This is a genomic window from Streptomyces olivaceus (assembly GCF_000721235.1).
Taxonomy (GTDB): domain Bacteria; phylum Actinomycetota; class Actinomycetes; order Streptomycetales; family Streptomycetaceae; genus Streptomyces; species Streptomyces olivaceus.
This window is the reverse complement of record NZ_JOFH01000014.1, coordinates 22,479-36,205: the sequence shown is the minus strand read 5'-3', so window position 1 is coordinate 36,205 and position 13,727 is coordinate 22,479. Positions and strand designations below refer to the sequence as shown.

At 74.5% G+C, this 13,727-nt stretch carries 12 protein-coding genes; 5 read left to right on the top strand and 7 right to left on the bottom strand.

Annotation, left to right across the window (positions count from 1 at the left end; genetic code table 11):
- Positions 1–46 precede the first annotated feature (46 nt).
- Together IG94_RS0116130 and IG94_RS0116125 are read right to left on the bottom strand one after the other, a co-directional pair.
- Positions 47–1,717 carry a glycoside hydrolase family 13 protein gene (locus IG94_RS0116130; protein WP_031036274.1) on the bottom strand — a complete coding sequence of 557 codons (1,671 nt, stop codon included), beginning with the start codon at positions 1,715–1,717 and terminating at the stop codon, positions 47–49.
- Positions 1,718–1,875: 158 nt separating this feature from the next.
- Complete coding sequence (locus tag IG94_RS0116125) at positions 1,876–2,247, bottom strand: DUF6479 family protein (protein WP_031036272.1); 372 nt, start codon at positions 2,245–2,247, stop codon at positions 1,876–1,878.
- A gap of 237 nt (positions 2,248–2,484) precedes the next feature.
- On the opposite strand from IG94_RS0116125, the gene IG94_RS0116120 reads away from it, so the two are divergent.
- Positions 2,485–4,176 (top strand): right-handed parallel beta-helix repeat-containing protein, encoded by a 1,692-nt coding sequence (locus tag IG94_RS0116120; protein WP_043483777.1) that lies wholly within the window; start codon positions 2,485–2,487, stop codon positions 4,174–4,176.
- Between the two features lie 28 nt (positions 4,177–4,204).
- On the opposite strand, the gene IG94_RS0116115 is transcribed toward IG94_RS0116120, so the two are convergent.
- Together IG94_RS0116115 and IG94_RS0116110 are read right to left on the bottom strand one after the other, a co-directional pair.
- Positions 4,205–5,083, bottom strand: a complete 879-nt coding sequence (locus tag IG94_RS0116115) for a serine hydrolase (RefSeq protein ID WP_031036265.1) — start codon at positions 5,081–5,083, stop codon at positions 4,205–4,207.
- The gene (locus IG94_RS0116110; RefSeq protein ID WP_234018307.1) at positions 5,080–6,012 is read right to left on the bottom strand and encodes a LysR family transcriptional regulator; all 933 of its coding nucleotides are present in this window, start codon (positions 6,010–6,012) and stop codon (positions 5,080–5,082) included. The genes IG94_RS0116115 and IG94_RS0116110 overlap by 4 nt, the downstream gene beginning before the upstream one ends.
- Positions 6,013–6,127: 115 nt before the next feature.
- Here IG94_RS0116110 and IG94_RS0116105 point away from each other — a divergent pair, with 115 nt between their 5' ends.
- Positions 6,128–7,180, top strand: a complete 1,053-nt coding sequence (locus tag IG94_RS0116105) for a CE1 family esterase (protein WP_031036258.1) — start codon at positions 6,128–6,130, stop codon at positions 7,178–7,180.
- Between the two features lie 17 nt (positions 7,181–7,197).
- Entirely contained in the window at positions 7,198–8,850 is a 1,653-nt protein-coding gene (locus IG94_RS0116100) for a penicillin-binding transpeptidase domain-containing protein (RefSeq protein ID WP_031036255.1), read from the top strand.
- 115 nt (positions 8,851–8,965) lie between these two features.
- Here IG94_RS0116100 and IG94_RS0116095 read toward each other — a convergent pair whose 3' ends face one another.
- The 3 genes from IG94_RS0116095 to IG94_RS0116085 form a co-directional block, all read right to left on the bottom strand.
- Complete coding sequence (locus tag IG94_RS0116095) at positions 8,966–9,220, bottom strand: twin-arginine translocase TatA/TatE family subunit (RefSeq protein ID WP_031036253.1); 255 nt, start codon at positions 9,218–9,220, stop codon at positions 8,966–8,968.
- A 132-nt stretch (positions 9,221–9,352) separates the two neighbouring features.
- Positions 9,353–9,808: a tellurite resistance TerB family protein gene (locus IG94_RS0116090; RefSeq protein ID WP_031036250.1), complete on the bottom strand. Its 456-nt coding sequence runs from the start codon at positions 9,806–9,808 to the stop codon at positions 9,353–9,355.
- 62 nt (positions 9,809–9,870) lie between these two features.
- Positions 9,871–10,896, bottom strand: coding sequence for a sporulation protein (locus IG94_RS0116085; RefSeq protein ID WP_052410715.1), 1,026 nt, complete (start codon positions 10,894–10,896; stop codon positions 9,871–9,873).
- Positions 10,897–11,181: 285 nt separating this feature from the next.
- Between IG94_RS0116085 and IG94_RS0116080 the strand changes: the two genes are divergently transcribed.
- The gene (locus IG94_RS0116080) at positions 11,182–12,618 is read left to right on the top strand and encodes a hemolysin family protein (RefSeq protein WP_031036244.1); all 1,437 of its coding nucleotides are present in this window, start codon (positions 11,182–11,184) and stop codon (positions 12,616–12,618) included.
- Positions 12,615–13,637 carry a hemolysin family protein gene (locus IG94_RS0116075; protein WP_031036242.1) on the top strand — a complete coding sequence of 341 codons (1,023 nt, stop codon included), beginning with the start codon at positions 12,615–12,617 and terminating at the stop codon, positions 13,635–13,637. The genes IG94_RS0116080 and IG94_RS0116075 overlap by 4 nt, the downstream gene beginning before the upstream one ends.
- The last annotated feature ends 90 nt before the right edge of the window (positions 13,638–13,727 follow it).

Sequence of the window (13,727 nt, the reverse complement as noted above, 5' to 3'; positions counted from 1 at the left end):
CGGGGGTCCCGGCCGCCGTTGTGGTTCCGGCCCGGTGCGGGCGGCGCTACAGCCCCAGCCACACCGTCGTGTCGGGGCCCAGGCGGCCGTCGTCCAGCGGGGCGCTGCTCAGCAGGACCTCACCGGCCGGCAGGTCGACGGTGGTCCCGGAGAGGTTGGCGACGCAGCGCCAGGTGGCCGAGCGGTCGAACCGCAGGACTCCGGCCGGTACGTCGTCCGACCAGGTCAGGGACTCGCCGTCGAGCAGCTTGCGGCGCAGCCGCAGGGCCGTGCGGTACAGCTCCAGGGTGGAGCCCGCCACGCCGTCCTGCGCCTGGACGGAGTACCCGCCGAAGCCGCTCGGCTGCGGCAGCCACGCGGCGCCCGCGCCGAAGCCGTACGACGGTCCGTCCGTCGTCCACGGCAGCGGCACCCGGCAGCCGTCGCGGCCCTTGCGGACGTGCCCGGTCTGCTCCCAGATCGGGTCCTGGAGGACCTCGGTGGGCAGGTCGGCCACCTCCGGCAGCCCCAGTTCCTCGCCCTGGTAGACGTAGGCCGAGCCGGGCAGCGCCAGCATCAGGAGCGTCGCCGCGCGGGCCCGGCGCAGGCCGGCCGCCTCGTCGACGGCCGGGGCGCGGCCGCCGGACAGCAGCCAGGCGTCCGTGTCGGTGTCCGGCGGGAGGACCAGGCGGGAGGCGTGCCGGACCACGTCGTGGTTGGAGAGCACCCAGGTCGCCGAGGCACCGGCGGCCCGCGCGTCGGCGAGGGAACCGGTGATGACCCCGCGCAGCTCCGCCGCGTCCCACCCGGCCTGGAGGTACTCGAAGTTGAAGGCCTGGCCGAGTTCGTCCGGCCGGGCGTACAGGACGCGCCGGGGGCCGGGGACCCAGGCCTCGGCGACGGCGGTGCGGGGCGGGGAGTAGGTGTCGAAGATCTTGCGCCAGTCGCGGTAGACCTCGTGCACGTCGTCGCGGTCGTAGAACGGGTGGGTCCCCGGCGCGAACTCGGCGAGTGCCGCCTCGCCGCTCAGCTCGGGGGCGCCGAGGTCGCGCAGCGGCTCGGTCAGGTCCTTGACCAGCGCGTGCGCCACGTCGACGCGGAAGCCGTCGACGCCCCGGTCGCACCAGAACCTCAGCGTGGTGCGGAAGTCGGCGCGGACCTGCTCGTTCTCCCAGTTGAGGTCGGGCTGCTGGGGCGCGAAGAGGTGCAGGTACCACTGGCCGTCGGGCACCCGCTGCCAGGCGCCGCCGCCGAAGACGGACTGCCAGTCGGTGGGCGGGAGTTCACCGTGCTCGCCGCGCCCCTCGCGGAAGACGTACCGGTCGCGGGCGGCCGAACCGGGCCCCTCGTCCAGGGCCTGGCGGAACCACGCGTGGCGGTGCGAGGTGTGGTTGGGGACGAGGTCGACTATCACCTTCAGGCCGAGCCGGTGGGCCTCGGCCGCCATCGCGTCGAAGTCGTCCAGCGTGCCCAGGCGCGGGTCGACGTCCCGGTAGTCGTCGACGTCGTAGCCGCCGTCGGCGAGTTCTGAGGGGTAGAACGGGCTGAGCCACAGGGCGTCGACGCCCAGGGCGGCCAGGTGGGTCAGGCGCTGGGTGATGCCGCGCAGGTCACCGAGCCCGTCGCCGTCGGCGTCGACGAAGCTGCGCGGATAGACCTGGTAGATGACGGCCTGCCGCCACCAGTCGGGGTCCTGGGACGACAGGTCGGGCGTGCCGGCGGTGCTGCGTACGGTCACGCGGCCTCCTTGGCGGTGCGGGCGGGCGGGCCGGTCCGGATCAGGGCCGTCCCGATCGGAGCTGTCCCGATCAGGTCTGTCCAGATCACCCGAAAAGCGAACCCGTGCGCCCGCGACGCGCCGGGGCTACGCGCCCGTGCGCTCGCACCGGGGGCGGCTCAGACGTGCCCCGGTCCGCCGCCGCCGAAGGAGCCGCTGGACCCCGGCATCCACCGCCGGCGACTCTGGTCGTCGCCGCGGCGGCTGCCCGAGTGGTGCAGCTCGTAGGGCATGAGCCGCGGCGTGCCGCCGTCGTTCAGCGGGATCTCGTCGGGCTCCCGCACCTCCCGTTCCTCGTGAACGGCGCCGGAGCTGGGCAGATGGGGCTGGTCCTCGGCCCGGGGGCGGTCGGACTCCCGCTCCATCACCCGCATGCCTATCCGTACGGCGGCGATCAGCGCGCCGGCGATCACCAGCCCGAGGATGAAGGCCACGGTCACATTCACCGCGTCGGAGGACGCGGCCAGCAGTTCATACGTTGCCGTACTCATGTTCTGATTATGTACCCCCAAATGGGAGAAAGCGCCCCATATCCCCGTGATATCTCCGTGGGGATTCTGCGGACGATCTCCCGCGCTTCTCCGAGCGGTCCCCAGGTGCTGCGTGCTCTCCGCCGCGGTGGCGTGATTGAGGCCGGCCACGGGCTGGTACCCGGCCCCCACGGGGTGGCGCCGGCGCCGAGCCCGCCGCCCTCGCCCCCGACCGCCGTCGGTGGAAGGAGCAGCGCCATGACCGCGCCGTTGACGGCCGACGCCCACGCGTACGGCCTGGCAGGGGACGGCACCGCCGACGACGGGCCGGCCCTGCAGGAACTGGTGGACGCGCTGGGCGACGCCACCGCCGCGGACGGCCGGCCCCGCACCGTACGGGTGCCCGCCGGCCGGTACCTGGTCCGGGACCGGCCGGTGCGCTGGCGCAGCGGCGTCTCGCTGGTCGGCGCCGGACGCGGCGCGACCTGCTTCGTCCTCGCCAACCCGGGCGCCCCCGACCGGCCGGTGCCGCTGGCCTGGTTCACCACCGCGCAGCACGGCGCCGGCCCGGAGAACCACATCGCCGACGTCACCTTCGCCCGCTTCGAGATCGACGGCTCCCGGGTGCGGACCGAGGAGTACGAGGTCCTGGCCAAGGGGCTCGGCCTCCAGTACGTGCTGCGCGGACGGTTCAGCGACCTCTGGATCCACGACACCGCCGCCACCGGGTTCGGCTGCGACTTCCTCCAGGACACCGTGGTCGAGGGCGTACTGACCGAGCGCTGCGGGCGGCAGGACCCCGGCGAGAAGATGGGCGGCGCGGGCATCGGGATCGGCGTCGGCGGCTGGGGGCCGGTCGAGCGGCTGGCGGTGACCGACTGCACCGCCCGCGGCAACGGCACCAACGGCATCTTCCTCGAACTCCAGCAGGAGGACTGGGTCCCGCCCCGGGGCATCCGCGTCACCGCCTGCCACACCGAGGACAACCGCTACGGCATCTCCGACTGGGGCGCCGACGGCCTGCTCGTCACCGGCTGCTCGATGCTCGGCAACCACGTCGCCGGGTTCGACGTGTCCGCGCAGGGCACGACGAGCGTCGGCGGGCGCGGCGGCATCGTCACCGGGTGCGTGCTCGACGGCAACGCGGGGGACGGGATCGCGCTCGGCAACACCCCGGGCCCGTACGCCTTCCGCGGAAACCGGATCAGCAACAACGGCCGGTACGGGTACTGGGAGCACAACCTGGCCGGCGGCGACCAGGAGCCCGCCACGGACGTCGTGCTGGAGTCCAACGACGTGCACGACAATGCCCTGGACGGCATCCGCGTCGACGCCCCGCTGCACGAGCCCGCGATCTTCGGCAACCGCGTCCGGAACAACGGCCGCCGGGCCGCCGGGGCGGCGGAGGGCGGCGGTGCGGGCGTGCGCTGCGGGCCGCTGTCGCTGACCGACGAGGGCGCCGACTGGCTCCCGGGCGGCCACCGGGGCAAGGAGGTGCGGGTGGCCGCCGAGCCCTCCGCCGGGGACACCGCCGCCGAGCCCTCCGCCGGTCCGCCCGTCGAGCCCTCCGCGGGTGCGCCCGCCGAGGTCACCGCCCTGGTCGTCGACAACACCGCCACCCGGCTCGACCTCGTCCCCGTGCGTCCCGGTGCCGTGACCGCCTGGCCCGGTGGCACCCCCGCGCCGGGCGCCGCCTACCGCCTCCCGGACGCCCCGGCCCCGCGCGCCGGGCTCACCGCGGCCGCCGCCGTGACCCACCCCTACGTGCACGGCAACCGGGTCCGCGACGACGGGCACCCCCGCACTCAGGTCCACGCCGTGTGGCTCGCCCCGGACGCCGTCTGGACCGGCGGCCGGGTCTCCGGCAACGACTTCGGCGGCAACGCCTCGGCGGCGACCCGCTTCGACTCACCGCCGAGCGGCGGACGCTGGCGGGACAACGCCGGGTGACGAGGGGCGGAGCGGGGTGCCGGGGCCCTCACGGTGCCCGCAGCGCGTCCACCGCGATCCGGGCCGCCGTGCCGATCACCGCGTCCGCCGCCGGGAGCGTGGCCGCCGGGTTGGCGGTGCGGGTGAAGACGGCCACGGCGTAGCGCCCGCCGTCGGGATACTCGACCACGCCGACCTCGTTGCGCAGGGTCGGCAGGGTGCCGGTCTTGCCGGCCACGTGGACGTCGTCGAAGGGGAAGCCCGAGGCCAGGCGGTGCGGCCAGACCTGCAGGCCCATGATCCGGCGCATCGCGGCGCCGTACTCGGCCGGGCAGGTCTCGTCCCGCCACAGGGCGCCGAGCAGGCGGGTCATGTCCCGGGGCGTGCCGCGGTTGGTGCGGGCCGGGTCCAGGGCGCGCAGTCGTGCGATGACGTGCGGGTCGGCCAGGGCGCGGGCTCCGGCGGGCCCGGCGTCCTCGCGCATGGTGGCCAGCATCTCGCCGAAGCCGTACGCCATCCGCGTCCGGGTGAGGCCGAGCCGGGCGGTGGTGCGGTTGACGGCGTCCCGGCCGACCCGGCGCAGCAGCAGGTCGGCGGCCGTGTTGTCGCTGACGGACATCATCAGGAACGCCGCGTCGCGCAGCGACAGCCGGACCGGGTCGAGCATCGCCGCCAGCCCCGTGGGCCCCGGGGTGCGTCCGGCGGGCGGGCACTCGACCTGCTCGGTCAGGTCCAGGGACCCGGCCGCCGCCAGCTCGTGCAGCGTCACCAGGACGCACACCTTGTGGACGCTGGCCGTGCAGACCGGCTGGTCCGCGCCGGTGCCGGTCTGCGCACCCGAGTCGATGTCCACGGCGTGCAGCCACCCGGTGACCCCGGCGTCGGCGAAGGCCGCGTCCAGACGGGCGGCGGTGGCGGTCTCGGTCACAGCCAGTACTCCGATGCCGGGCGAAGGTGCAGGGGCCGCGCGGGCGCCTCGGAGTAGGCGTCGGCCGTGGTGCGCAGGGCGTGGGTGGCCGCGTCCGTGAAGGCGTCGACGGCGGCGTCGCCGCGCCCCTTGGGCCAGGCCGTGGAGTGCCGCCGGGCGGGCGGGGCCCCGGACAGCGGGCGCCAGACCAGGTCCCGGTCGCCGGGGGTGACGAGCCGCGTGTCGCGCGGGCACAGGGCGACGGCCCCGGACGACAGGACCAGGCCGCGTACGAAACTGGCGCCCCGGCCGTGCCGTACGGCGCTGGGGGTGTAGCCGCCCCGGGCGCAGGCGGTGAGCAGGTCGTCGTAGACCGCGGGGGCGTCGGTGCGCGGGAAGAGGACCAGGTCGAAGCCGGTGAGGGCGGCGAGCGGCACCGCGTCGGGACCGGCCTGCGGGGCGTCGCGCGGCAGCAGGACGCCCAGGTCGCGGCGGAGCACCGGCCCCAGCTCCAGGCCGGTGACGTCGCACGGGTGGTGGATCAGGCCGACGTCCAGCTCGTGCGCGGCGAACCCGGCGAGCTGCTGGGCGGTGGACAGCTCGTGCAGCTGCAGCTCCAGGCCCGCGTGGCGGCTCCGGAAGCCGGCCAGCAGGGCGGCGACCGTCTCGCCGGAGATGTCGGGGGGCAGCGCGGCGCGCAGCAGGCCGCTCTCGCCGTCCCGGATACGGCGCGCGGCGGTCCGCAGCGCCTCGGCGCGGGCCAGCAGCTCACGGGCCTCGGTCAGCAGCAGCGTGCCCGCGTCGGTGATCACCACCTGGCGGCTGGTGCGCTCGAAGAGGCGGACGCCCAACTCCTTCTCCAGCCGCTGGATGCGCTGCGACAGGGGCGGCTGGGCCATGCCGAGCCGGGCGGCGGCCCGCCCGAAGTGTGACTCTTCTGCAACAGCCACGAAGCACTCCAGGTGCCGCACCAGGTCCACGAGCAGTAATCATATCGGGGATTGATCGATCGGACATCCATATCAATCTTGGACAGGAGCCCGGTGGGGTTGCTCTCCTCGACGCATGCGCTCCTCTCGCGACCTCGCGTCGCGGGCCCGCCGGTGGCCCGCCGCGCTCGCCCTCGCCCTCCTGCTCCCGCTGACCGGCTGCGCCACCGGCGCCGACTCCGGTCCCGGCGGAGACCCGTCCGCCACCGGCACCGGCTCCGCCGGCGGCCCCGGCACCGCCACCGCCACCGCCGCCCCCGCGCCGGAGGTCCGCGGGCAGCTCCGCGCGGACGACCGCACCCGCCGCTACCTCCTCCACCGTCCCGCCGCCACCGACGACCCGAAGCCCCTCCTCATCGCCTTCCACGGCCGCGGCGCCGACGCCGCCGAACTGCGCGAGAAGTCCCGGCTGGAGCGGGCCGCCACCGCCCGCGGCATGCTCGTCGCCTTCCCCGAGGGCCTCGACCACGGCTGGGGCGCGGGCACGCTGGCCACGAAGCAGCGCCCGGATCCCGGCCTGGACGTGCGGTTCACCGAAGCGCTGATCAAGCACCTGGTCCGCACCGAGCACGCCGACCCGGGGCGGGTCTACGCCACCGGCTTCTCCAACGGCGGCTCGATGGCCCTGCGCATGGCCGCCGAGCGCCCGGACCTGCTGGCGGGCGCGGTCTCGGTCTCGGGCCAACTCCCCGCCGGCGACGCCGCGGTGAAGCCCACCGGGCCCCTGCCCGTCATGGTCGTCTACGGCGCCGACGACCCCGTACGGCCCCTCGCGGGCTGGCCGTCCCCGCCGCCCGACCCCGAGGAGCCGATCCTGCCGAGCCTGTCGGCGCGGGACACCGCGGCGGCCTTCGCGGCGGCCGGGGGCGCGGGGGAGCCCGTCGTCCGGGAGGAGAAGGGCTACGACCGGACGGTGTGGCGCCTCAAGGACGCCGCCCCGGCGGACTCCACCGCAGCGGCCACCGAGGCCGCCGCCGCAGCGGCCACCGTGCAACTCCTGGTCGTCCACGACGCGGGCCACACCTGGCCCGGTTCGACCGTTGCGCCGCCGGACGGCTTCGGCCCCGTCAGCAAGGCCCTGGACGCCACCGGCACCCTCCTCGACTTCCTCACCGGCTCCGGCCGCTGACCCGACAAGGACCTCCCATGTCCGACGCCCCTCACCTCGCCCCTCCCCGCCGCCGCGCGCCGCGCAACGGCGTGCGGGCCGTCGCCGCCGTCGGTGTCGTGCTCGCGATCGCCGCGGGCGGCTCGTACGCCGCCGGGTTCGGCCCCTTCGCCCGCGGCGACGACGGCCCCGACCCCGCCGCGATGAAGCAGGCGCGCGCCTTCCTCGCCGACTGGGCCGCCGGGCGCCTGCCGAGCGCGGCGGGCCGCACCACCGAGCCCGGCAAGGCGCAGGAGGTGCTGCAGAGCTTCACCGCGGGCCTCGACATCGAGCAGCCGAAGCTGACGGCGGCGGACGACGGGACGCAGGAGGAGGCGGACGGCGCCCTCGGCGTCCCGTTCACCGCGCGGATGCCGGTCACCGGCCTGGGCACCTGGACGTACGAGTCCCGGCTGCCGCTGCGCGAGCAGGAGGGCGGCGGCTGGAAGGTGGACTGGCGGCTGTCCCTGGTGCACCCGCGGCTGAGCGACACCGAGAAGTTCCGCCTGGAGCGCGAGGAGAGCACCCCGCCGAAGGTCACGGACCGCGAGGGCGTCTCCCTCGTGGACGACGCGTACCCGTCCCTGGCCCCGCTCCTGGGCCGCCTCGCCGGGGACGCGGGCGGTGGCGGCGGTCCGCGCGGCGCGGTCGAACTGGTGGACCGGGCCTCCGGAGAGACCGTGCGCACCGAGGCGTCCTTCGGGAAGAAGCCCGACCCGGCCACGGCGGACCGGCCCGTGCGCACCACCCTGGACGCCAGCTGGCAGTCCGCCGCCGAGAAGGCGCTGGCGAAGGCCGACGGCAAGAACGCGTCCCTCGTCGCCCTGCGCGTCGACGACGGCGAGGTCCTCGCCCTCGCCAACTCCCCCTCCTCCGGCTTCAACCGCGCCGCCTCCGGCACCTACGCGCCCGGTTCCACCTGGAAGATCGTCACGAGCAGCGCCCTGCTGCTCAAGGGGGCGGTCGCGCCGGACGACGTCGTGGACTGCCCCAAGTACCTGACGGTCGGCAAGGAGTTCCACAACGTCGAGACCTCCGAACACCCCGGTGCCACCTTCCGCAAGGACTTCACGGAGTCCTGCAACACCGCCTTCATCGGCCTGCGCGGCAAGCTGGACGACGGGGAGCTGGGCGAGGTCGCCCGCACCTACTTCGGGGTCGGCCAGGAGTGGCACGCCGGCATCCCGACGTACGACGGCTCGGTGCCGGTGCCCAGGGACGAGACGGAGAAGGCCGCGTCGATGATCGGGCAGGGCCGCGTCCAGGCCAACCCCCTGATCATGGCGTCGGTGACGGCCACCGCGGTCTCCGGCGAGTTCCACCAGCCGTCCGTCACCGCGGACGCCGCCCGGGACGCCGACGCGGTCCGTACCGAGCCGCTGCCCGGCAAGGTCGTCGCCCAGCTGCGCGCGCTGATGCGGGCGACCGTCACCGACGGCACCGCGCGCGTCCTGGCCGACCTGCCCGGCGAGGTCGGCGCCAAGACCGGCACGGCCGAGGTCTCCGACGACCAGGACAACAACGGGTGGCTGGTCGCCCACCGGGGCAACGTCGCCGTCGCCGTCGTGGTCGAGGAGGGCGTCACCGGCGGCGGATCGGCCGGGCCCGTTGTGCACGGCCTGCTGTCGGCGGTACCCGAGGACCCGTCCTGAACGGCCGTTGAACGACCCGCCCTTGACGACCCGTGCCGGACCCGGGCGCGCGCCGGGCCGTCAGTTCCGGGCCGTCAGTTCGGGTGTGTCGGTCCCGGTCGGCAGCGCCCGGTCGTCAGCCCCGGGGTGCGCCCTGGCCGCCGGTCCCGGTGCCGTCCGCGGGGCGCGTCCCGCCGTCCTCGCGCCGGATCGCCTCTCCCTGGACGACGCGCGGCGTCCCCGGCTCGTCCTGGTCCTTCGCCGCGCGGGCCTCGGCCTTGAGGATGCGGGCCGACTTGCCCGCCGAGCGGGTCAGCTCGGGGAGTTTCTTGGCGGCGAGGACGGCTATGAGGACGATGAGAATGATCGCGAGCTCGCTCAGTCCGAACACGGCGCTCCCCTGGTGGACGTACGGTGCGGGCCCGCGGCACGGGGCCCGCACCCGGGTGTGACGGCGACTACGGCGAATCTACGGCAAGGCGGGCGGCCTGGCCGGTGCGGCCGCGGCGGTGCGGCCGCGGGATCAGAGGTCGAACTCGTGCGGCGGCAGGTCCAGCGCGTAGCAGGCCTCGCGGACCACGGCGCGCTCGTCCTTGTCGAAGTCGCCGTCGGCGCCGCCGATGACGATGCCGATCTGCACCACGGCGCGGGCCTCGGCGGGCTTCTTCTTCGCCTTGGCGATCTCCTGGAGGATGCCGACCTTGCCGAAGTCGAAGTCGGCGGTCAGCTTGTCCAGGTTCTCCTCGAAGCGGCGGCGCAGGTCGTCCGCCGGGAAGTTCTGCAGCACCTCGTTGGTGGAGATCAGCTGCGCGACGCGCTGCCGCTCCGAGGGGTCGACGGTGCCGTCGGCGGCCGCGACCAGCGCGCACATCGCCATGCTGGCGTCGCGGAAGGCACCGCTCTTGAGGTCGTTCTTCTTCGCCACGAGCTGCGTCTGCATCTGCGACGCGGACTCCTTGAAGCGGTCCCACAGGGCCATGAGAACTCCGTACTCCGTACCGGTCCGAAAGGGGCGAACTCTCTACACTGCTGTAGAAGTTATCAGTCTTCCCCGTCGCCCCCGAACTCTTCGGCGGAGCCGTCGTCGGGGTCGTCGTCCGAGTCGTCCTCGAAGAAGTCCCCCACCTCGTCGACGACTTCGGCCGCCACGATCCCGCCGGCGATCACGCCCGCGCCCGCCAGCACGGCGGTGCCGACCCCGATCCCGGACCCGGAGCCGCCGGAGTGCCCCGGCTCGTGACCGCCGTACCCGGCCTCGTGGCCGTACACCGCGTGCGAGCCGTACGACGCCCGGTGCTCGACCAGCTCCTGGATCCAGCCGTCGACGAGGGCGTTCCAGTCCTGCGGCCCGGACGGGCCCTCGTGCGGGACGGTGAACCGGCTGAGCGCGTCGTGGCCGGCGGAGAACGGGCCGCCGCGCTTGTCCGCCTCCAGTACCACCTCCAGGGCGCCGGGCACGGCCAGGAAGATCAGCTCGATCTCGTTGACCTGGTGGGCGTAGGCCGGGGGCGGGGTCAGCTCGATCTCCTGGTAGAAGGGCAGCTGCTGCCCCGTGCCGCCGATGCGGCCGTACTCCAGGTCGGCGGAGCGGAAGCCGAAGCCGAGCTGTCCGAGCGCCTCCAGGACCGCCTCCTGCGCAGGGAGCGGCGCGACGGTCAGCTGGTCCAGGTCGCCCTTGTCGCGGGCGCCGGCCACGGCCAGCTCGGTGCGGACGCCGAGCACGATGCCCAGCGGCTGCCCGTACAGCTCGGTGACGGGCGTCTCCCAGGGCAGGGCCACCGTGAACGGGACGCTCGTCTCCGCGCCCGCCGCGAGCCGGAAGGACCCGCCCACGACGTGCCGGTCGAAGACGACGACGCCCTCGCCGTCGCCGTGCTCCTCGTGCTCGGTCTCCACACGGGCCACCAGCTCCAGCGCCACGTGCTCGACGTCGTGGTCGGCGGTGCCGCCGACCAGGTGGACCCGGCCCGACAGGAGGCCCCCGGGCCGGGCGGCGCCCGGGTCGAGGACCGTGTCCACCGTGGGTCCGCCCACGCCGAGGGAACCGAGCAGCCGCTTGAACACCATCGAGGCGTTCACTCCTTCACGTTCGTGCGGGGAACAATTCGTGCGGGGAACAACCGGAAACGGCCGGCTGTTCTCTACAGGCGAGTAGAAGCATAGAGTCTCAGGACTCCCGCTCTCTTTGCTCGTCCTTTACCATGAGGGAGAACCTTCGGGTGCCCGGCTCGTACCGGCGCCCGCCGACCCCGTTAAGGAGCCCCGTTCCGTAATGGAGCCCCCTAGTACCGGCCGTGCCACGGCCGGCCCGCCAGTCCCCCCGTATACGCGTGAGGGAAGCGGGGTGGCACGGTGACCGAGGTCCTGCTGCTCCTGCTGGCCCTCCTGCTCACCCTCGCCTGCGCGATCTTCGTCGCGGCGGAGTTCTCCCTCACCACCGTCGAGCGCGGTGACCTGGAGCGGGCCGCCGAGTCCGGTGAGCGCGGCGCCGAGGGCGCCCTGAAGGCCGTACGCTCCCTGACCCTCCAGCTGTCCGGCGCCCAGCTCGGCATCACCGTGACCTCGCTGGTCATCGGCATGCTGGCCGAGCCGTCGATCGCGGTACTGCTGCGCGGTCCGCTGGAGGCGATCGGCCTGGGCGGCGCCGCCTCGACGGTGGCGACCCTGCTCGGCGTGGTGCTGTCCACCGTCGTCCTGATGGTCGTCGGCGAGCTGGTCCCGAAGAACTGGGCGATCTCCCGCCCGCTGGCCGTGGCCAAGGTCGTCGCGGGCCCGCAGCGCGGCTTCACCACCGGCTTCGGCCCCTTCATCCGCCACCTGAACAACACGGCGAACCGCTTCGTGCGCCGCTTCGGCCTGGAACCGGCCGAGGAGCTGGCGTCCGCGCGCAGCGCCGAGGAGCTGGTCGCGCTCGCGCAGCACTCGGCCGCGGAGGGCGCCCTGGAGGCGGACTCGGCGGAGCTGTTCGTGCGCACCCTGCACCTGGGCGAGCTGACCGCGGAGAACGTCATGACGCCGCGCGTGGACGTCAAGGCCCTGGAGGCCCACGCCACCGCCACCGACGCCGCGAATCTCTCGCACGCCACCGGCCTGTCCCGCTTCCCGGTCTACCGGGACAGCCTGGACGAGGTCATCGGCACGGTCCACATCCGCGACGTCCTCGCCCTGGAGCCGGACCGCCGCCGGACCACCCCCGTCACCGAGCTGGCGGCCGCGCCGCTGCTCGTGCCGGACAGCCTGCCGGCCGACCGCCTCCTGGAGCGCATGCGCCGGGCCCGCACCATGGCCGTCGTCATCGACGAGTACGGCGGTACTGCGGGCGTGGCGACGGTCGAGGACATCGTCGAGGAGGTCGTCGGCGAGGTGCGCGACGAGCACGACCCGGTGGAGGTCCCCGACCTGCTGCCGGCCCCTGCGGACCCCGACGGCCGCGCGGCCTGGGAGGCCGACGGCTCGCTGCGCCTGGACCACCTGGAGCGCATCGGCCTGACCGCGCCCGAGGGCCCGTACGAGACCCTGGCCGGCCTCGTTGCCACCCGGCTGACGCGCATCCCCGCCAAGGGCGACGTGGTCGACCTGGAGGGCTGGCGCATCGACGTCCTGGACATCGACCACCACCGCGCCGACCGCCTCCGCGTCACCGCCCCCGCGGCACCCCGCGAGCCGGACGGCGAGCACCCGGACGACGACCGTCCGGACCACGACCACCCGGAAGACGCACGTCCGGAGCAGGGAAAGCGGGCGCCCGGACACCCGGCGTCGCACGATGAGCGGGAGCTGGCCCGATGACCGTCGTACAGCTCTTCATCGGCGCGCTGACGCTGCTGACCAACGCGTTCTTCGTGGGCGCCGAGTTCGCGATGATCTCGGTGCGCCGCAGCCAGATCGAGCCCCGCGCGAAGACGGGCGACAAGCGCGCCCGGATGACCCTGTGGGGCCTGCGGCACATCTCCCAGATGATGGCCACGGCCCAGCTCGGCATCACCGTCTCCTCCCTGGTGCTCGGCGCGGTCGCGGAGCCGGCCATCGCGCACCTGATGGAGCCGGTGTTCGAGGCGGTCCACATGCCGCACGCCCTGGTCCACCCGGTGGCCTTCGCCATCGCCCTGGCCCTGGCGACGTACCTGCACATGCTGATCGGCGAGATGATCCCGAAGAACATCGCGCTGGCCGCCCCGGCGACCACCGCGCTGGTCCTCGGCCCGCCCCTGGTCGCCCTCACCCGCGCCCTGAAGCCGGTCGTCTTCGGCATCAACGCCTTCGCCAACACGCTCCTCAAGCTGCTGCGCGTGGAGCCGAAGGACGAGGTCGAGGCGGTCTTCACCGACGACCAGCTGGCCCGCATGGTGGTCGACGCCAGCGAGGCCGGACTGCTCACCCCGGCCGACGGCGAGCGCCTGCGCGACGCGCTGGAACTGGGCACCCGCCCGGTCGGCGAGATCCTCGTCCCGGCCCAGAAGATGCGCACGGTCGCGCACACGGTCACCCCGGCGGAGCTGGAACGCGTGGCCGCCGACGCGGGCTACTCCCGCTTCCCGGTCACCGGACCGGGCGGCACCGTCCTCGGCTACCTGCACATCAAGGACACCCTGGGCCTGACCGACCGCGAGAGCCCCTTCCCGCGCACGACCCTGCACCGCGTCACCCGCGTCCGCATCGACACCCCCCTGGACGACACCCTCACCGCCCTGCGCACCGAGGACAGCCACCTGGCCGCCGTCACCGGCGAAACGGGCGCGGTCCTGGGCTTCGTCACGATGGAAGACGTCCTCACGGAACTGGTGGGCCCGACCCCGGCAGGGGTGTGACGCCCACGGTCCGGCGTAGATCCGCTTGAGTCCGGCGCAGCTTCCGGGGGCGGGCCGGTGCCGCGGGGCGCCCGCCCGCCCCCTTCGTGC